The sequence below is a fragment of the Bacteroidia bacterium genome, assembly GCA_039924845.1.
GTDB lineage: Bacteria > Bacteroidota > Bacteroidia > DATLTG01 > DATLTG01 > DATLTG01.
The window spans coordinates 1-20,257 of record JBDTAC010000057.1 but is presented as its reverse complement, the minus strand read 5'-3'; the positions used below and the strand labels follow the sequence as shown (position 1 = coordinate 20,257).

General features: G+C 33.8%; 21 protein-coding genes and 1 tRNA gene. 9 read left to right on the top strand and 13 right to left on the bottom strand.

Annotated elements, in window-relative coordinates:
• Positions 1-30: 30 nt before the first annotated feature.
• A complete protein-coding gene (locus ABIZ51_06450) occupies positions 31-747 on the bottom strand; it encodes a universal stress protein (GenBank protein ID MEO7088417.1) in 717 nt (238 codons plus the stop codon).
• A 225-nt stretch (positions 748-972) separates the two neighbouring features.
• On the opposite strand from ABIZ51_06450, the gene ABIZ51_06445 reads away from it, so the two are divergent.
• The 7 genes from ABIZ51_06445 to ABIZ51_06415 all read left to right on the top strand — a co-directional run bounded on the left by ABIZ51_06445 (position 973) and on the right by ABIZ51_06415 (position 5,431).
• Complete coding sequence (locus ABIZ51_06445; protein MEO7088416.1) at positions 973-1,422, top strand: DoxX family membrane protein; 450 nt, start codon at positions 973-975, stop codon at positions 1,420-1,422.
• A gap of 11 nt (positions 1,423-1,433) precedes the next feature.
• Complete coding sequence (locus ABIZ51_06440; GenBank protein ID MEO7088415.1) at positions 1,434-2,252, top strand: universal stress protein; 819 nt, start codon at positions 1,434-1,436, stop codon at positions 2,250-2,252.
• A 176-nt stretch (positions 2,253-2,428) separates the two neighbouring features.
• Complete coding sequence (locus tag ABIZ51_06435) at positions 2,429-2,884, top strand: cytochrome c (GenBank protein ID MEO7088414.1); 456 nt, start codon at positions 2,429-2,431, stop codon at positions 2,882-2,884.
• Between the two features lie 11 nt (positions 2,885-2,895).
• Positions 2,896-4,074: a hypothetical protein gene (locus tag ABIZ51_06430; GenBank protein ID MEO7088413.1), complete on the top strand. Its 1,179-nt coding sequence runs from the start codon at positions 2,896-2,898 to the stop codon at positions 4,072-4,074.
• A 67-nt stretch (positions 4,075-4,141) separates the two neighbouring features.
• The gene (locus ABIZ51_06425; GenBank protein MEO7088412.1) at positions 4,142-4,384 is read left to right on the top strand and encodes a cytochrome c; all 243 of its coding nucleotides are present in this window, start codon (positions 4,142-4,144) and stop codon (positions 4,382-4,384) included.
• Positions 4,385-4,414: 30 nt separating this feature from the next.
• Positions 4,415-5,002 (top strand): cytochrome c, encoded by a 588-nt coding sequence (locus ABIZ51_06420; GenBank protein ID MEO7088411.1) that lies wholly within the window; start codon positions 4,415-4,417, stop codon positions 5,000-5,002.
• 63 nt (positions 5,003-5,065) lie between these two features.
• Positions 5,066-5,431 carry an STAS/SEC14 domain-containing protein gene (locus tag ABIZ51_06415; protein MEO7088410.1) on the top strand — a complete coding sequence of 122 codons (366 nt, stop codon included), beginning with the start codon at positions 5,066-5,068 and terminating at the stop codon, positions 5,429-5,431.
• A 297-nt stretch (positions 5,432-5,728) separates the two neighbouring features.
• Here the strand turns inward: ABIZ51_06415 and ABIZ51_06410 are convergent, their stop codons facing one another.
• A complete protein-coding gene (locus ABIZ51_06410) occupies positions 5,729-6,085 on the bottom strand; it encodes a hypothetical protein (protein MEO7088409.1) in 357 nt (118 codons plus the stop codon).
• 215 nt (positions 6,086-6,300) lie between these two features.
• Between ABIZ51_06410 and ABIZ51_06405 the strand changes: the two genes are divergently transcribed.
• Positions 6,301-7,050 carry a YoaK family protein gene (locus ABIZ51_06405; GenBank protein MEO7088408.1) on the top strand — a complete coding sequence of 250 codons (750 nt, stop codon included), beginning with the start codon at positions 6,301-6,303 and terminating at the stop codon, positions 7,048-7,050.
• A gap of 105 nt (positions 7,051-7,155) precedes the next feature.
• A tRNA-Arg gene (locus ABIZ51_06400) sits at positions 7,156-7,227 on the top strand.
• 23 nt (positions 7,228-7,250) lie between these two features.
• Here ABIZ51_06400 and ABIZ51_06395 read toward each other — a convergent pair.
• The 11 genes from ABIZ51_06395 to ABIZ51_06345 all read right to left on the bottom strand — a co-directional run bounded on the left by ABIZ51_06395 (position 7,251) and on the right by ABIZ51_06345 (position 19,994).
• Complete coding sequence (locus ABIZ51_06395) at positions 7,251-8,225, bottom strand: hypothetical protein (GenBank protein MEO7088407.1); 975 nt, start codon at positions 8,223-8,225, stop codon at positions 7,251-7,253.
• A gap of 241 nt (positions 8,226-8,466) precedes the next feature.
• The gene (locus ABIZ51_06390; protein MEO7088406.1) at positions 8,467-11,676 is read right to left on the bottom strand and encodes a CusA/CzcA family heavy metal efflux RND transporter; all 3,210 of its coding nucleotides are present in this window, start codon (positions 11,674-11,676) and stop codon (positions 8,467-8,469) included.
• Between the two features lie 10 nt (positions 11,677-11,686).
• On the bottom strand, positions 11,687-14,038 hold the full coding sequence (locus ABIZ51_06385) for a multicopper oxidase domain-containing protein (protein ID MEO7088405.1): 2,352 nt from the start codon (positions 14,036-14,038) through the stop codon (positions 11,687-11,689).
• 19 nt (positions 14,039-14,057) lie between these two features.
• Entirely contained in the window at positions 14,058-14,519 is a 462-nt protein-coding gene (locus ABIZ51_06380; protein ID MEO7088404.1) for a DUF2231 domain-containing protein, read from the bottom strand.
• A 96-nt stretch (positions 14,520-14,615) separates the two neighbouring features.
• The gene (locus ABIZ51_06375) at positions 14,616-15,209 is read right to left on the bottom strand and encodes a DUF3347 domain-containing protein (protein ID MEO7088403.1); all 594 of its coding nucleotides are present in this window, start codon (positions 15,207-15,209) and stop codon (positions 14,616-14,618) included.
• Positions 15,210-15,297: 88 nt separating this feature from the next.
• Positions 15,298-15,918, bottom strand: a complete 621-nt coding sequence (locus ABIZ51_06370) for a class I SAM-dependent methyltransferase (GenBank protein ID MEO7088402.1) — start codon at positions 15,916-15,918, stop codon at positions 15,298-15,300.
• A gap of 18 nt (positions 15,919-15,936) precedes the next feature.
• Positions 15,937-17,235 carry an efflux RND transporter periplasmic adaptor subunit gene (locus ABIZ51_06365; protein ID MEO7088401.1) on the bottom strand — a complete coding sequence of 433 codons (1,299 nt, stop codon included), beginning with the start codon at positions 17,233-17,235 and terminating at the stop codon, positions 15,937-15,939.
• Between the two features lie 7 nt (positions 17,236-17,242).
• On the bottom strand, positions 17,243-18,505 hold the full coding sequence (locus tag ABIZ51_06360) for a TolC family protein (protein ID MEO7088400.1): 1,263 nt from the start codon (positions 18,503-18,505) through the stop codon (positions 17,243-17,245).
• 4 nt (positions 18,506-18,509) lie between these two features.
• Positions 18,510-18,755, bottom strand: a complete 246-nt coding sequence (locus ABIZ51_06355) for a heavy metal-binding domain-containing protein (protein MEO7088399.1) — start codon at positions 18,753-18,755, stop codon at positions 18,510-18,512.
• A gap of 108 nt (positions 18,756-18,863) precedes the next feature.
• The gene (locus ABIZ51_06350; GenBank protein ID MEO7088398.1) at positions 18,864-19,241 is read right to left on the bottom strand and encodes a hypothetical protein; all 378 of its coding nucleotides are present in this window, start codon (positions 19,239-19,241) and stop codon (positions 18,864-18,866) included.
• Between the two features lie 51 nt (positions 19,242-19,292).
• Positions 19,293-19,994, bottom strand: a complete 702-nt coding sequence (locus ABIZ51_06345) for a pseudouridine synthase (GenBank protein ID MEO7088397.1) — start codon at positions 19,992-19,994, stop codon at positions 19,293-19,295.
• Positions 19,995-20,257: the final 263 nt, after the last annotated feature.

Genomic DNA, 20,257 nt, shown 5'->3' with positions numbered 1-20,257 from the left:
TAGTACAAAAATAATTTTTTTGAGCAAATATTAAAGACGGATTATTAATATCGGCATTAGTGAAAATAATTTATCTATTTGATGTTGGCGAATAGCCTGATCAAGCACATCTCCTTGAGAAATAACAAAAATAATTTTTGTTATTTGGTGTAAATCTCGCATTTTTTTTAGAAGGTCTATCCAATAATTTTCAGTGTCTTCTTTATGAAAAATGAGTTGATTGATATTGTTTTTTGGAGTGCAAATTTTATGGAGACCTCTTTTTATTTCAAATCCTTTGATTTTTGTATCTGATGCAACAACAAATATTTCTTTCGGTTCACTAAAATGTGCATGATCCGGCACTAATAACAATGGTGACCAAGCTTGTTGCATCAACATAGAATAAATAGGACTAAGTGGTTTCTCATTACTTTTTATTCCGATAACCACGAGCAATATTTTCGCCTTTCTTAATAAATAAGCTAACGATTCTTCCGAACTAATTTCTTCTGAGCGTGGATGTATTTCGATAAATGGTTTTTCAAAAACAGCAGAAAGTTTTTTTTGCTCATCCTTTAATTTCTTTTCTGCCTCTTTAAATAAAATATCATGAACAGAAATCAATAAATCTTTTTGCGGGTGTGGTTTATCAAAAGCATTAATCAGTGTAAATTTATGCGAATCATTTTTAAATAAATTAAGTGCGTAAAATGCAGCGTTTGTTGCATTTTCAGAGAAGTCAGTTAGTACAAGAATATTTTTCATCTTCCTATTTTCATATCATATCTTTTATGACTTTTTGTCAAAAAGCAAAGTAAAAAATTTAACAAATTTCAATAGCTGATTTTGATCATATTAAAACATGATTTTAATCAGGCACGAAAAATACATTCGAAAATTTAGATATGATATAAATCATTTTATAACCTGAGAAGCGTCATAAGTGTTACAAATTAATGGAGATAGTTTTGTTACATAAATTTAAAGCAAATGATTATTTCAACAGAGTATAGTGAAATGTATGTCGCGTTCATAGCGAGAGTTTTTCTTGGCTTACTTTTCTTTTATCAAGGCTACGACAAAATATTTTGCATTAAAGTGAAAAATGTAGTAGAAACAATCCACCTCCCACTTGTTTCGAAAGGGGTTCCTAAATTTTTCAGCATCGTTGGAGCTTACTTTACTTCTTATGTAGAATTAATTTGCGGTGCGGCACTTATTTTAGGATTCGCAAAATATTATAGTCTTTATTTATTAGGTTTCGACATTCTTTTTGTTTCGATTGCATTTGGACTTGTAGAACCGATGTGGGATACCAAACATATATTCCCGCGCATTTTACTATTAATTTTCTTATTAATAATTCCTTCACAATGGGATTTATTTTCAATAGATACTCTTTTACGTTCATTCCATTTAAATTTCTTTTTAACCCTTTAATCTCAAAAAAAATGAAAGCTATTCTTGCACCAACAGACTTCTCGGTAATTTCTGAAAATGCAGTACTGTACGCAGCCGAACTTGCTAAAGCAACAGACTCTAAATTAATTATTTTTCATACTTACACCATTGCCATACCGGTTTATGACGTGCCTATCATTCCTGTTCCATACGAGGAAATTGAAAAAGATAAATGGGCGATGATGGATGATCTTGCTAAGAAGATTAAAATAAGTTGTGGCGAAATTAAAACCGAATTAATCGTACAACAAGGTTTCGTTGTAGATGAAATCATAAATATGTTAGAAACGAAGAAGGCAGATATGGTAGTAATGGGAATCGAAAAAGCTGAAAATTCAAGCTACATTCTTGGTAGTCATACTATAGATATCATGAAAAAGGCTGTACTCCCAGTATTATGCATTCCTGAAAATACAACTTTTAAAAAACCTAAGAACATTGCTCTTGCTTGTGATTATAAGGCAATCATACCCACCAGTGTTGTAACTAATTTTAAAAAAATCGTGCACTTATTCGAATCGCACGTACTCATTTTTGATGTTTTAAAAAAGACAGAAATTATATCGTACCAAAAAGCGGCTGCTGAAGTAAATTTAGAAGATGCATTGATGGATGTAAAACACTCTTTGTATTTCGCTTCAGGTGATAATTTGATAGAAGAAATAAATCAATTTGTGAAAAAAAACAAAGTGGATATTCTTACAATAATGCCTCATAATTATAATTTTATTGAAGGATTATTTCATCAAAGTATCTCTAAAAAAATTGCACTACACGCTGATGTTCCAATTTTAAGCATTCACGAATAATCTTTATTGAAAAAATAATTTTCGAACCATGTCTTTACTCTTTTGATTAAAGGAAAATAAAATTTTGAAAACCTGTGTTATATATAAGTTATCTTATTTAAGGTGTAATGTTTCTTATTCTGAGGAATGCCAGTTTTGTACTGTAATAATTTAATTACAATTCAAATTATAAAATCATGGAATCAAAACAGGAAAATAGCGTAATGACGTTTGTTATAAAGAAACGGATTCTTCCAATCAGTATAATGATTGCCCTTTTTAGTGCTTTTTTTATAAGCGCAACTCCTCCGCAACAAGCTGTAGGTTGGGTTGCACCTAAATTAGCCGATACTATTAAAAATCCTCTTAAAGGAAATGTTGCTTCAATTGCAGAAGGTAAAAAAATATACATACGTTATTGTGTTGTATGTCATGGTGCTGAAGGAAGGGGTAATGGAATTGCTTCAGCAGCACTGAATCCCAGACCTGTTGACCATACTTCTGAAACCTTTCAAAAGCAAACAGATGGAGCTATTTTTTGGGAAATTACAACTGGAAAATATGCGATGGCTTCTTACGCGAAAATCCTGACTAAGACGCAGCGTTGGCAAGTAATAAATTTCATAAGGACGTTAAAGAAAACAACTAAATAATACATCTACACATGAAAATAACCAAACTAACCGCTTTAATTTTTGCAATAATAATAGGCGCTTTAGTAAATTCAAGCTCTGCCCAAACAGATTCAACATCCCAAACAGATGTCGTAAATTCACCTCAAGGAGGAGGTGAAAAGTTTTTACTTGCAGGAGAAGTTTTTACTTCGTGGCAAAATAATAAATTTAAAGGTGCTCCTTCTACAAATAGTTTCGGAGCAGATCCTTTAGGGTTAATGCTTATGCCTTTAGTCAAAATTACCGACCGACTTTTCCTTGATGTGCAGGTAGAAGTTGCCGTAAACCAATCTCCTGGCGGAGGTTCTAGCGTAAACTTAAATGAGGCTATTATTTATTATAGAATTGCCCCTGCAGTTTATTTATTTGGAGGTAATTTCCAGCCCAGATCAGGTATGTATGAAGGGATATTAGATGATTTCACAAATCGCTACTGCTCAACTCCTGTAGGAATGGGAATTGGAGTACAAACAGAATCAGGTATAGGTATACAAGGAGGAATACAAGCTGGTTATTCAAAATTGCTTTACCAGCTATACGTAGCTAACGGTCCTCAATTAGTAGTTGATAGTACAGGAATTCAAAATGGAATTCTAAATTATGGTAATTATACAGACAATAACAAGAATAAAGCGGTTGGAGGCGAACTTGGTTTATTACCTTTCTCTAATTCAAATCTAGAAATAGGAGTATCGGCACAATACACGCCAAAGACAGGCGATGCTGGTAGCCATTTTGAAAATATAAGTAGTACATCGGCAGCAGCGTATGTAAATTATTATCATCTATTTAGCCCTATTATGTTGAGGGTACAGGGACAATACGAATATTCTCAAACTCAAAATTTCAATCTATATAAATCAGAAACAGACTCGCTTCTCTTTCCTAGTTTTAATAACCAAATAAGTGGTTGGTATTTAGGCGCAACGGTATGTGCAAGCGGCTTCTCAAATAAATTCCTTTCTAATCTAGAATTAGGAGGTAGAATTGGCTCATTAATTACTCCAACAACTGCTTTATGGGGAGGAAATCCAATAAACCAAACTACTATTTGTCTTACCTATTGGTATACTTGGAAAACACCCGTAAATCTTGCTTATGATATTTATACTCAAAGTGGCAGCCCCACTCAAACTACAATTACATTAAGAGGGATGTGGTATTTTTAAAAAGCATATGAAATTATTAAAAACAAATGATATGAAAAAGGGAATTCGCAACAAAACAGTATTAGTCATGTTTCTTATAGCTATAGCTTGCGCAACTATTATTAACGGCTGCAAAGTTCCTGAAGAAATTTCATCAAAATCGGGCGCTCAATTATGGGGAGAGAATTGTAGTCGTTGTCATAACGCACCCGACCCACACACATTTAGTGATGACCAATGGGATGCAGCTTGTGAACACATGCGTCAAAAAGCCTTACTCACAGATCAAGAAATCTCTAAAATCAGGGCTTTTCTGAAATCTGCTAACTAAAATAAATACTTATTCTAAAACATACAAATCATGAAATCTAAGTTTCTAATTTCGTTAATTACCTTACTAATCGCTTCACATTTACAACTTTTTGCATATAACGGTTCAGATTTATTTACAAGCAATTGTGTGGCTTGTCACACAATAGGAAAAGGTAAATTAGTAGGCCCAGATTTAAAAGGCGTTGAAAGCTACCGGAGTGAAAAATGGTTATTAAAATGGATAAAATCATCCCAATCTCTTGTGCAGGCTGGCGATACCGCTGCTGTCAAATTATTTGCTGACAATAGTAATATTCCGATGCCTGATCAGGCACTTAATGAAGACCAAATTAAAGCAATCCTTAATTTCATTAAAGTAGGAGGCGCAGAAGTTGTGGCGACTTCCACAAATACTGCTTCGCCTCAAAATACAAAAGTTGCTTCGGCAGATTCAGTTTCATCTCAAAACACGACTGTCAATCCAGCAATACAAAAGAAAATTGAACCTGCTTCATCTGGAAGCTCATTGTTAAATATGTTTAGTTTTACAGAATACCTGCTTTTTTTCCTTGTTCTATTTATGTTACTTATCATTTATGTATTAGGAACTTCCTTGAAAAGGCTTATGGAAAAGTAAAATAAATTTTAGCTCTAATTTTAAGTTCACAACAAAAAAATTTAATCAAACTAATTAATAAACATGATACACTTAATGAAAGACTTCCCAGATAATGTTCTGGGAATTACCGCAGAAGGTAAAGTTACAGGAACAGATTACGAAACCGTTTTAATTCCTGCTATTGAAGATAAGTTAAAGCGAAATAAAAAAATCAGTATCCTTTACCATATTGGAGCTAATTTTTCAGGATTTGAATTATCAGCCATGTTGGATGATGCAAAAACAGGAATGACGAATTTATTTGCTTGGTATAAATGTGCATTGGTTTCGGATAATCATCTAATAAACGCTTCGGTAAAATTTTTCGGACATATAATCCCCTGTGAAGTTCGGGTGTTTAAAAACTCCGAATTAGAAGAAGCAAAAAAATGGATTATTGAAAATTGAATGATTAATTTTTGTTTATTTATATTGAACTTTCAATATAAATAAAAGGAGAAAAATGAATAAAGAACAAAAAATTAAATGGTTTCTTATAGGCGTTAGTTTCTGGGCGGGAATTGGCTTTATGAGCATTATAAATATTATTAAAACTATTTATAATCAACAGGCATTGAAATATGATTGGATTATGTTTGGAGTTTCAATAATCCTAATAACAATAAATTTAATAATTAAAAAAATAAAATAAAAACACTAACCAAAATATTGGAAGTGCTTTTTACTTTGAAACACGAAAATTTATTATAGCAAACAGTAAATAATAATAATAAAATTTACTATAGATGCGACATAAAAAGCTCGCAACACCCATCTGGTAGGAGATTGTCCAAGGATAGTTACTAAAATAGCCATTGTGGTTCCTACACACGCTATAAACCATACATTATTTAAACCATTCGCCAATAATAATGCACATGCAATTGAGCCCACGCAAGCCTGAAATATAAGCGCAAACGACACAATACCAAAATGATTTATTCGTAAATCCTCGTCCGATGGGCTTATCTGAGCGATCCATTTTGAAAGAACACTTTCTTTGTTTTCCTTTTTTGCAATTCCCACCTGGTGGTATTTTGCAGCAATATGAATTGTTTCCATAGTTTTATTTTTTTGATTATTCAAAGTTACCTACGATGAAAAAGATAAAAAATGACTTACGTCATAAATTGAAAAAAAGATAGAATAATTTAATTATGACTTAATCTCCTCCTAAAACAGTAAATTAGAAATAGAATCTCCAAAATACTTTTAAAAAAAAAGTTCCAGAAGTAAAAATGTAGCAAATTGCACTCAATTTCAATTTTTTGATAAAAATGTTCCGACATAAAGGAAATAAGCGAACACTAAAAGACAACCTGCATTTGGCGGCAATGTTGTCGTTTGTTGCCGGAATGGTAGATGTTTTAAGTTTATTAACAATAAAAACGCTTACGACTAATGTAACCGGACATTTTGCTCATTTTTCCGAAAATATTAGTCTGAACGATTATTACACAGGCTTTATTTTTTTAATTTGGATTCTCTCGTTCTTAGTTGGAGCTTTTTTTTCAAACACTATTGTGGAGTTATTGGGACGAAAGAAAAAAAATCCTTATTCAATTGTCCTTTACATTGAAGCCTTTTTACTTTTTTTAGTAGGCTATTGGTGTACACAGATAAATCCATTTTCGTATAAAAATATTCTCGCTTGTATCCTTTTATTTTCGATGGGAATGCAAAACTCAATGGTAACAAAAGTATCGAATGCAATAGTCAGAACAACCCATGTAACTGGACTTTTCACCGATCTTGGCATTGAATTATCTCAACTTTTTTTTTACAAAGAAGCAAACGAACAAAAATTATTAATGGGAAATATTAAAATACGCTTAATTACCATTTTATTTTTTTTCAGCGGAGGTATTTTTTGTGGCGTTTTGTATTCGACCCTTGCGCTCAAACTTTTTTTTGTTGCAGGTTTCATTGTTGTTTGCGCTTCATTTTACGAAAGGTTAAGAATCAATATGCGCCATTTTCTTCGGCAAAGGAATAAAAGAAAATCGAAAATAAAAAAAGACGATTGAGTTTATAAATAAATTTATCTCTTTGAAAAATTATTTTTTTGAAGTCACTTTTATGACATAAATTTCTGTCTCGTAAAATAATTTTTTCGAATCAAAAATATTATTGGCACCGTAGTTCAATGGATAGAATAGAAGTTTCCTAAACTTTTGATGTGGGTTCGATTCCCGCCGGAGCCACAAACCAGGTTACAGCTAACTAGTTAAAACAGGGTGTATTTTATGCCTGCAATAGCGACAAATACGCGGGTGAGACCATCTGGACGGGTTTCCCTCAGAATCAAAGGTTTGCCAAATACAAAAGTAAAATCTAACTTTTTAGAGATTGGGACGGTAGTTGCAAGATTGAGATTTAGCGTCAAACCCTTAGAACCTATTATTGCGACTCTCTCTCCTAATTCATTGGTGTAATCATCATTTGCCATGTGATATATGAAAAGCAGACCAGCAATCACATTCCACTTTTTCAGTTGAAAATTTCGATTAACCCTGAAAATACCGTCATCCTTGCGTTTTAATAAATTGGATTCATCATACGTGTTGTAGGCGCTGTTTTCAAGCGTTGGTTGATGCAGATATTGATTCCCTGAAGTATTAAATGAATGCTGATATCCAAAGGTAAAATCCCATTTATGGATGGTGTATTTAACTCCAGCGAGACCATCTGTGCTTCCAAGGCTTGTTTGATAAACCATGGGAAGAGGTAGACCATCTTTTGAAAGATTGGCGTGATTTGCTGGAAGCTTAAGACCTCCGGTCAGGCTCAAATTTGAGTTGCTTTTATTAAACACAATATAACTCAAACTTGTAAAAATATCACTTAAGCCGTTAGTATTACCCAAATTACCGCTGATATATGAATAAGGTAATTTTATCTGGAAAAAGAATTTTTGCTTAATCCTGATATTCGCTTCCAATTGAGTGGTAGAAATAGAAGTATGATCATCACCCAAGCCATAATAATTTGTCAATTGAAAAAAGTAGCGAGGCAAGCTTCCAATTTTGTATTGTTCAACTGTACTTGTATCCGATAATCGTTTTTTGACTGTTTGAGTTTGTAAACCCGCATTTGCCTGGGTTGAAACTGTTATGTTTGTGTCATTTTTTGACTTATAAAGTCCAGTAGTCAGGTTCGGATCTTCTGCCTTCATAAGTGCCGGTCTACTTATGGTATCCATGGGCAGAAGTTCAAATTTGAATTGTAAATGCAGTATGCTGAGAGAACCTACAGAGCAAACACCTGCATCACTACATCCCTGTGAATATGAAAGAAAAGAGACGGACGTAAAACAAAAAGTAAGAAGAAACGCAAATGTTACTTTCAATTTTTATAAATTAATGTTAGTAAATTACAAAATCATTATTTTAGATTCATCAAAATTATCTATTTTTTTGAATATCCAAGAGTTTTGCTGCTGTTTAATCCACTGGCTGTTTCAGCTTCTGTTTTTTTAATTCCCTATTTTTCCACAAGTAATAGATAATAGGATAAATCAATAATTCTAAAAGAACGCTTGTAATGATTCCACCAACCATTGGTGCTGCAATGCGCTTCATTACATCTGCTCCCGATCCTGTACTCCACATTATTGGCAACAAACCTGCTATGATTGCTGTTGCAGTCATCATTTTTGGACGAATTCTTTTTACTGCTCCGTGATGAATGGCTTCTTTCAGATCTTCTTGATTTAACATCCGCCCATTTTTTTTCATTTCGATATAAGCTATATCTAAATACAACAACATAATAATGCCTGTTTCTGCGTCTAATCCTGCTAAAGCAATTATCCCAACCCACACAGCAATGCTCAAATTATAATGGAGTAAATACAATATCCAAAATGCCCCGATTAATGAAAAGGGAACTGCTAAAAAAATAATAGCTACTTTTATAAGTGATTTTGTATTGAGATAGAGAATCACAAAAATAAGAAACAACGTAAACGGAATAATCCATTTTAAACGATTGTTGGCGCTTTGCATAGATTGAAATTGTCCGCTCCACGAAAGTGTATAACCTGTTGGAAGTGTAAAGCTTTTCGCAACAATTTCTTTTGCATTTTTTACATAAGTGCCAATGTCAGTGCCTTTCACATCTACATACACCCAATCATTCGGGCGACTATCTTCACTGCGAATTAACATCGGAGCTTTTTTAAATTCAAATGTTCCTAATTGTCCGAGCGGAATTTGTGCGCCAAGAGGTGAGCTCACCAAAATATTTTTTAAACTTTCAATATTATCACGCAGTTCTCTCGGATAACGAATGGAAATTGGATAGCGTTGCAAACCCACTATCATCTCCGAAATATCTTTTCCGCCAATAGCTGTTTGAACTACATTTTCTATATCGCTTACTGCTAATCCGTAACGTGCAGCAGCTTCGCGATTAATAGTAAAATCAATGTAATTACCGCCAAATAGTCTTTCGGCATAAGCCGAAGCCGTTCCAGGAACGGTGTGCATAATTGTTTCAATGCGTCTTCCTAAACTATCAAGCACGTGCAAATCTGGTCCGGCTATTTTTATTCCAACTGGTGTTTTTATTCCGGTGCTTAACATCTCAATTCTATTTTTGATAGGCATTGTCCAAACGTTTGTTAATCCCGGAATTTGCAAAGCTCTATCCATTTGCTGAATTAATTTTTCCTGTGTCATTCCTTCTCTCCATTCACTTTGTGGTTTTAACATAATGGTTGTTTCCATCATATCTAATGGAGCAGGATCGGTAGAAGTTTCAGCTCTTCCCATTTTTCCGAAAACTGTTTTTACTTCTGGAAATGTGCGAATAATTTTATCGGTTTGTTGCAATACTTCTGCTGCTTTTGTGATGGAAATTCCAGGCAGACTGGACGGCATATAAAGTAAATCTCCTTCCCACAAAGACGGCATAAATTCAGAACCTATTTTATGAAATGGAATGAATGTTAAACCAAGTAATATCAATGCAGACAATAAAATTATTTTTTTGAATCGTAATACAAAATTTAAAACCGGGTGATAGATTTTTATCATGATACGATTGATCGGATTTTTTTCTTCTTTCGGAATTTTTCCACGAATTAATAAACCCATCAAAACAGGAACAAGCGTTATGGACAAAAGTGCGGCTGCCGCCATTGAATATGTTTTTGTGAAAGCAAGTGGCTTAAACATCCTTCCTTCTTGTGCTTGTAAAGTGAAAATGGGTAAAAAGGAAACGGCTATCACAAGCAAAGAGAAAAACAAAGAAGGACCTACTTCTACAGCCGATTCGGTAATTATTTTCCATCTACTTTTTCCACTTTCATTGTCTTCCTCAATATGTTTATGTGCATTTTCAATCATAATAATGGCGGCATCCACCATCGTCCCGATGGCAATAGCAATGCCTCCGAGCGACATAATATTAGCACTCAATCCTTGTATATTCATCACCACAAATGAAATGAGAACGGCAATCGGCAACATAATAATTGCGACTAAACTACTCCGGAAATGAAATAGAAATAGCAAACAAATAAGGCAAACGATAACTCCTTCTTCAATTAATTTGTCGCGCAATGTATCAACACTTCTATTTATCAAAGAAGAACGATCATAAACAGTTGTAATTTTTACATCATCGGGTAATCCTTTTTTCAATTCTGCCAGTTTTTGTTTTACTGCATTTATCGTGGCAACGGCATTTTCTTTATCACGCATAATTACAATTCCGCCAACAGTTTCGCCTTTCCCATTTAATTCGACAATACCCCTTCGCGCTTCGGGTTCAATGCTAATTGTGGCAATTTGCGAAAGATAAACAGGTGTTCCCGTTGCGCTATTAAAATCATCATTTAAAGGAGGACTTTCATTTTGATTATTTATCAGAGAAGTGATATTTGATGAAGTAACAGGTGTAGAAATCCCAACAGGAATTTTATTAAAATCAGCTAAGGACTTTAAATAGCCAATTCCGCGAACCATAAATTCCGTTTCGCCCATTTCAATTGTTCCACCGCCAACATCATTATTACTTTTCTTGATAGCACTTTCAACTTCTTGCAGAGAAATATGATAAGCGCGCATTTTTATAGGATCTACCGTTACGCGATAATTTCTGACATAACCACCAATGCTTGCTACTTCTGCCACACCAGGAACACTTTCAAGTTGATAGCGCAAATACCAATCCTGCATAGAGCGCAATTCGGATAAATCGTGACTTTTGCTGGTAAGTGCATATTCATAAACCCAACCAACTCCTGAAGCGTCCGGGCCCATTGATGGTTTCACATCGGGAGGTAATTTGTCGGCAATCGTATTTAAGTATTCCAAGACTCGACTTCGCGCCCAATACAAATCAGTTCCATCTTTAAAAATAACATACACCATTGAAACTCCGAAGAAGGAATATCCCCGAACCACTTTTGCTTTTGCTACCGACATCATTGCAGTAGTAATGGGATATGTAACTTGCTGCTCTACCAATTCGGCAGCTTGCCCGGGATAGTTGGTGTAAATAATTACTTGCGTATCACTTAAATCAGGAATGGCATCAATCTTAATTTCTTCAATGGAATAAATCCCAATTCCTATTACAACTATCGCAATAAGAATGACAAAAAATTTATTATTGATGCTCCACTCAATTATTTTTTTTAGCATAACGATTTAATTAATAAATAAATATTACCCCCACACCTAAGCCCATATCGCAGTCATAGTGTGTGGAGATGGAAATATATTTTGTTGCGATGTATCTGAATCCTGCCATATATTCTTTGTCAGTATTTATCATCCAACCAAAACGTAATCGAGAAGTAATTGAAATGTCTTCGCGTGATAATTGAAAACGGAATTTTCCGTCCCCGTCTATTCGTGCATCAGCAATTATGAGTAAGGGTAAGGTATATGCAAGACCTACTACTGCTGTATGACGATTGTTTATATTGCTTTTCTGATTAAACCAATTATATGAATCACTTCCGAAAATATTTGTTGGGCTGCCTTCAAGAGAAAAGAAATTTTTTTGAGACAAGCCGTCTTTTTTATAATGGTAATCAAATCCTACATAGGGATAGAACCACTGCATTCTTCCGATGTATCTCCCGAACATGGTTTCGCTTTCATAACCATGTTCAGTAGAATAACCTAAATGCCAAAGTTCACTAAATTGCCAGCGGGTGTTTGCAAACATGGCTTTGCCATCGCTTCCATTTGTTTCTATGCCAATTTTTGACATGAAATGAAATTCTCTGTCGCCATTATATAATTTTCTAAGTGCTAATTTTGGATTTGGTAATTCAGGATTTGATGGTGAGTTTTCGTAACTAAATATTCTGCCCATTCCACTCATCATGTGATAAAGAATATGACAATGAAAAAACCAATCACCACTTGCTTCTGTTGGAGCAAACTCAATGGTATCGGTTTCCATTGGCATAATATCGAGAACATTTTTTAGAGGCGCATATTCTCCTTGTCCATTAAGCACTCTGAAATCATGCCCATGCAGGTGCATGGGATGCCTCATCATGGTATTATTGTAAAGAATAATTTTAACATTTTCCCCTTTGTGAATTAGGATTTTATCCGTTTCAGAAACCGTTTTGTTGTTTATTGTCCACACATAGCGATTCATATTCCCTGTTAATTCAAAATGTAAAAGCATTGTTGAATCATGAGGTAATGTTGTTTTATGAGTTGAGCGTAACATGCCATAGTTTAGCGTAACGATATTAGGACTTTCACTTTGCATATTCATACTATCCATTTTCATATTGTTCATTTCATCATTCGGTTGCTTTTTGTTTTTTGACTCTGTCTCTCCTGTAATTTCAGGATACATTACAGTATTCATATCCATTGTTTGATCACTCATTGGCATTCCCATCGACTTTAAATTTCCATCTATTTTCATCATATTGTTCATCATTTTCATACCTGCAAAATATTTTAGTCTGGGTAGTTTTATTGCTGATACTTTTTCGCCACTGCCTAACCATAACGAAGCGTAGCCTGTTCGGTCTTCAGAAGTAGCCAAAAATTCGTAGCTTTTATTTTCGGGAATTGTTACAATTACATCGTAGGTTTCAGAAACTCCTATTATTAAACGGTCAACTTGAACTGGTTCTACATCGTTACCATCGTTGGCTACAACAGTAATTTTTCCTCCTGCATAGCTAAGCCAAAAATAAGTAGAGGCTCCGCCATTTGCTATACGCAGTCGCACTTTATCACCTGCTTTAAATTGAGGTTTTTCACTCGTGTTCTTTCCATTTATTAAAAACTTTTCATAATACACATCGCTTACATCCATTGCCGTCATGCGTTTCCATTCATTAGTGAGTTTGGTTTTTAAATGCCCGCTTTTAATTGCTTCTCCATAACTTTGTGTTGTTCCTTTTTTTATTGCAAACCAATCAGTAGCATTGTGTAATGAACGGTCAACTTCCATTGGTTTCATATCTGTCCAATCGCTTAAAACAATTGGTATTGAAGGCAAATCATCAATACCTTTTCTAAAAGTAGAATCATTTTTTCGTTTCAATAAAATCAATGAGCCATACATTCCAGTTTGTTCTTGCAAGCCAAAATGGCTGTGATACCAATACGTTCCATTTTGAATGATTGGAAATTTATATAAATGTGTTTGGTGAGGCGGAATGGGCATTTGTGTTAAATAGGCAACTCCATCGTATTGATTTGGAACAAAAAGTCCGTGCCAATGAAGTGTTGTACCTGTATTGAGCATATTATGCACGTAAATTTCTGCCGTATCGCCTTCAGTGAAAGTAAGTGTTGGAGCAGGTATTTGTCCATTAATTGCGATTGCATGTTTTACTTTCCCTGAAAAATTGACGAGTGTGTCTTTTACATATAAATCATATCTAACAGCTTTTTGAGCATGTGCTGTTTCCGTTAAAGTAAGTGAAAAAATAATTGCACACTTGCAGCAATTTTGTTTCGTGAAAATTTTTTTTAGCAAACGAAAAATATATTTAGTTGTATTATTGATTATTTTCATTTTAGAATTGTTTTAGAATTTATTCTGACATTACGTTATTATCTTTTGGTCCCACATCGTAAACGTGAACTAATTCCGCTCCGTGATGTCCTGTGATTATAACCAATGATCCTGTTGTAATTATTATTGCCGTAACAATAATTTCTAACCATTGTCTTTTAAACCATTTTAAAGTAATAAAACGAAGAATAGTTGCAGCGAGTGAAAACCAAAAAGTAAGTTTTCCAAAATGCTGATGCGCTTCAAAAAGCTCAATAGCTTTATCGCTTGCATCACCGCTAATATGAACCGCAGTATAAATTGCAACCAATACACCGATACAACCTGTAATCAAAAATAAAAAGGTGAGCCATTTGAGTTGGTTGTTTTCCGGCAAAAACAAAGTTGCCAGTTGTGATAAAACTGCCAGCAATAAAAGCACAATGGGAAAATGCACAACTAAAGGGTGCAGATTTGGAAACTCTTTTAAAAAATTAGGCATCCTGATTTTTTAATTTATTGTTTTAAGCAATATTGCTTTAATTCTCTTTTTAAATTATAGTAGAGCAGGTTGCTAATCAGATCTACTATAAAAAATTTATTTTACTTTTAATGTTTCTTTTGTTGAACCACAAGTTGGCATTTTCTTTCCTAAAAATGGATTGCTGATTTTTTCTTTTTCACTTACCCAATAAGCACCTTTTCCATCATTTGCCATTGGGCAATATTGATAATAAAGAGTTTCTGAGTTAGTGCCGAATCCTTTTTCAACATCATAGATGTTTTTTGAAAGTGTAATAAAATGTTCTCTTTGATGCTCTACATGGTCTGTCTCACTGATGTGTGTTGCATCATAAGTGAGCTTTTTAATGTATTTCATCCAAAGAGTATGTTGGTCGCTTGTCATTTTATCCATCGGAACTTTTCCGATTTTATCCAACATTGTTTTTGCACTTGCTTGCGCTGTTGTGCCATCGTCAGCAGTAAGAGCATTTTTTAAAGCAAGGTATGCTGAAAGCACTCCGTTAAGTGGGTCTTTAACAGCTACGGAGTCTTTGCTTTGTTCTAGTCTAATACTTGATGCTTTGATTTGAGTTGTTGCATTAGCTGAAGTGTTGTTGCTTGGTTGCGCACAACCTTCTTGCATGAGTGCACTTAGCACAAATGCAACTGAAAAAATTATAGTTTTCATTTTTTTATTGTTTTTATTGTTTTCTTCAGTTCCTCTGTTGCCAGTTTCTTCAGTATTACTGTCGCCCAATTCAATTATTTTTTTAATCTTATTCAATATTTTTTTTAAAAGAACAAAACAAAAAATTTTGCTTCGTATTGAAAGGTGTTGTGTGGACTTCTGTAATACATTTTATTTTCTGAAATCCTTTACTTAGTTCACTTTGTAATTCTATTTCGCTGTATTGATGGACATCAAGCCCGCTGCATTTGTTCGGACCTTCCTTAGAAAATGTTCCAATTGTTAAATTTTTTTTAACTGCATTCTTGGCGATAGAGAGATATGTTTGAATTTCTTGTTCCGTAATCAGAAAATGAAATGTTGCTCTGTCGTGCCAAAAGTCATACGTTTTTTTAGAATGAAATTCTGTGATGTTGGAACAAATCCAATCCACTTTTTCTGCACGATATCCAAGCCTTTGTTGCGCCCTTTTTAAAGCTTGCTGGCTAATATCAAGAACTGAAATGTTTTCGTACCCTTCATTTAATAAATGATCTACTAAATTACTATCACCACCGCCAATATCAATAATGCTTGCTGTTTTTGGCAGATTAGAATTGTGAATAAAGTCTAAAGATGTTTTAGGAAATTCCTGCGTCCAACTTACTTCGTGAGGCAGTTTGGTAGAATAAATTTTTTCCCAATGTTCTTTTCTTGTTTCCATTTTGATACAATAATATTTTAGGTTTTATTTTTTTGTTGAATCTGATTTTGATGGTTGCATTCCAGACATTCCCGGCATTCCTTGCATAGACGAGAATGCGCTTGTTAAATTACTTTCCGAATCAATCAAAAATTGAGAAGAGGTAACAATTGTATCGCCTTCCTGAATACCACTTTTTACAGCATAATATCCGTTAGCCAGTAAACCCAATGTTACATTTACAGGTTTAAATTTTCCTTTTCCTAAAGCGAGGACAACAATATTTCGTGTGCCGCTGTGGATAACAGCTTGCTCCGGAACAGCAACTGTATTGATGCTATTTTTTGGTGTGATGCTAACACTTACGTACATATCTTTTTTCAAAAAAATATTTTTATTCGAGATTTCAATTCTGGCTTTTACCGTTCGTGTTTGTTGTTGCACGAAAGGATAGATGTAAGAAATTTTTCCATCAACTACTTCTCCTGAATCATTTGGTAATGTTATAGATGCTGCTTCTCCCGTTTTTATCCATGGCAAATCATTTTCGAAAATATCAGCATACATCCACATTTTAGATAAATCAGCAATTTGAAATAAAGACATTCCGGCTTGTATTTGCATTCCTTCCAGAATATTTTTTTGAATTACAGTTCCTGAAATAGGCGCGTAAATAGTAAGCGATTTTTTTACTTGTCGGCTCGAAGCCAAGGAACGAATTTGTTCAGGAGAAATATCCCAAAGCAATAATTTTTTTTTCGCGCTTTGTACTAAGTTGTCCGATTGTCCAATGATAGCAGTGTCATTCGCAATTTTGATTGTGTTTTTATATTGAATGGCTTGTAAATATTCTTGTTCGGCTGCAACTAATTCCGGACTGTAAATTGTAAATAATGCTTGCCCTTTTTGTACGGATTGTCCAGTGTAATCCACAAATAATTTTTCGATGTATCCTGAAAATTTTGTTGTGATTTCCGATTCTGTTGATTCGTTATAATCAACAATGCCAGTGGTAGTAATTATTCGCGAGAGTTTCCGTTTTTTAATTACTTCCGTTCTCACATCAATATCTTGAATCGTTGTCGGACTTATTTCCACAACTCCTTGTTCATTTTTGCTTTCTTTTTTATAAACGGGTGTTAAATCCATTCCGCAAACTGGGCATTTCCCTGGCTTGTCGCTATGTATCCAAAGGTGCATTCCGCAATGATAATAAGCAATGTCGGATGTAACCAGATTGCTTCCCTTTAATTTTTTAGATGCTAAATGCTGATAACTAAAGTATCCGACTATTGAAATTATTGCGAGGAACAAAATAATTCCAAAAATATTTTTTATTTTCATTTTTATATTATTGAGTGATTAATTTTTTTCCTGTAACCATTTCTATTCCTGCAACGGCTTTGTAATAATCTGCTATTGCTTGATAATATTTTAATTGATAATTATACAAGGACAAGAAATTATCTATCAAAGTCATAAAATCAATTTTATTTTCCTGATAACCTGTAATTCCCGCAGCTACGTTTTCAGTAGTTTCTGGAATTAGTTGTGTTTGGTATAAGGAAATTATTTTTTCATTTCGATAAGCATCTATTAAAACATGATGCAAATCCAATTGGTATTGATGCTGCGTAGCTTCTGCTACCGATTGCGATTCCTGCATTTTTATACTTGCTTCCGCAATCAAAGGATTTTGTTTTTTCTTGTAGTATAAAGGCAGATTCATCCCAAAAGTAAAACCTAATAAATTACTCGCTTTACTTCCATCAATCATTGTTGCTTGTCTTTCTCCGTACCAGAATCCTGCCGTAAAATCAGGAGTCTTAGAAGTGTTTGCTAATAGATAAAAAGCGCTGTCTTTGCTTTGTGTTATTTTTGACGAAAGCACCATCGGATTATTCACAGCCACTTCTTGCATCAATGGATACATCAGAAGATTTATTTTTTGAAAACTTATTTCTTCGGGAAGTTCCACAGAGTCCATTATATCACGAGATAGCAAGGTGTTGAAGGTAGCTGTTAAATATTCTTTCATACTTTGTGCGTCAATTACTTGTTCTTGCATTTTACTAACTTCTACTTGCGCTTTCATAACATCTTGCTGCGTTCCTTGTCCTGTGCTGTATTTTGTGTTGGCAATATCAATGTATGATTTTAAAATTTCGATATTTTTTTTGGTAATTTCAATCATTTTATTTTGCGTATACAAATCATAATAAATTTGTTTTACTTCTTTAATGAGAAGTAATTGCTGCGCTTTCACATTGTAAGTGCTGACTTCGTAATTTTTCTCGGCTACATCGTTTCGCAAAAAATATTTTTTACCAACACTAAAACTTTGTTCAATTCCCACTTGTTCCATCGTCATCATATCATCCGTAAAATTGAAATTGCTTGGGAGATTCATAATTCCAGCATTTAGTTGCGGATCATTCAATGCTTTCGCAGATTTTATTTCCTGCTGTAAAGCACTGCTTTCATAAGTATATACTTGAAGACTGGGATTGTTTTTCAGAGCCGTATCAATATAAGCAGCAAGCGTGGTTTGCGCTAAAATTCTGATACAAGCGAAAACAACAAAGCATCCGCAAAAAAATAATTTTCGTTTCATCGGTTTATTTTTTAATCACTTTTTCTAACGTCATTCCGCATTTCGGACAAGTTCCTGGTTTGTCAGAAATTACTTCCGGATTCATTTCGCATTGATAAAACACAATCCCTGATTTTAATTTTGTAGTATCAAAACTTGTATTTTGAATTGTTGTTTGACTTACATTTTCTTGTTTTTGAGTAGTCGAATTAGTACAAGAACTAATTGCGAATACCAGTATTGCTGACGATAGAAGAATCGCTTTTTTCATTTTAATAAAATTTAAGAGTAAGGTTAAATGAAATAATATTTTCAGTAGAAAAAATTATTTTCCCGTTCCAATTTAAGAATTGGAAAAGTAGTGGAATCTATAAAAAAATCAAACGCGGAAATTACATTCAGCTATGTAAACAGGCTGATTGCAATGCAGAGGTGGAGGATATAATCTAGTAAAAGAAAAGGTTTCTGCTTTTACAGAAAGAATGCTAAGAGGAACGAAATAAGCATGAATAACATCTGTTGTCTTTTTTACTTTTAATTCAGAAGAAGGTGGATGATTGTCTTTAACTTTTGCGAAGAATGTTTTGTTTTGGCAACATCCTGGAAGTTTTTTTACGCTTTTGCAAGCTGTGCTTTTGGTAGAACTGAAAAAAGTAATTTGTTTTAATTTTCCGCAGCAATAAAAATTATTCCACACCACTCCCGAAGTAGAGAGCAAATAAAATAGGCAGAAAAATATAGCAGTAACTTTTTTCATTGCAAAAATGAATCTTATTACAAAGATATGTAAAAAAGCGAACGCTTTAATTTATTTAGCGTCTACCGATTCAAATAACACATCTAATTCCTCGGTAGATAAATTACGCCACTCGCCCAGTTTTAGTTTATCTAATTTTATATGCATTATACGAACGCGTTGTAGTTTTATTACTTGGTAATCATACGCATTGCACATTCTCCGAATTTGCCGATTAAGTCCCTGTGTTAATGTAATCCTGAAAATACGTTTGGCTTTAGGTTCTAAACTAACCACACAGGGCTTGGTTTGTTCTTTATGTAATTTAATTCCTTCTGCTATTTCTTTTAAAAACTGTTTCCGTACGGGTAAGTTTAAGGTAACGATGTATTCCTTTTCATGACCAAATTCCGGATTGATTATTTTATCTATTAATTCTGTTTGGTTCGTTAGTAAAATGAGCCCTTCAGAATCTTTATCTAACCTGCCTATTGGATAAATATCTTCGGTATGCCCAATCGCATCAATGATATTGTTGGCTATTTTTTCAGAAGTGCATTCTATCCCTTTTGGTTTGTTGTAAGCAATGTATGTGGGTATAAAAAATTTAGGTTCTAATTTTATACCATCAATTAAAATAAGATCGCCTTCTTTAATTTTAGTACTAAATGTGGCAGGTTTTCCGTTTACCACTATTCTTTTTTCTTCAATTAAAACACAGGCTTTTCTTCTGGAGGTGTAACCCGAATGCCCAATGTATTTATCTATCTTCATATATTAGCGTGTGAAATTCCAAACAAAATTGGACGAAAAATTTAAGCGAAAATATCAAAATAATAGACAAGGATCCCTTTTAGTTTAACAATCGGGGGCTAAAAATGATATAACAAATGTAATGCAAAATAGATGCTTCGGAAAATTATTTTTTTGAATGTGATTTTACAGAGAAGATAAATTCTGTATCAGTTATTTAATAACTTCCAAAAAGCCTTTCTTTAGAGTTCCGTCAGGCAAAGTTAATAGGTAATAATAAGTGC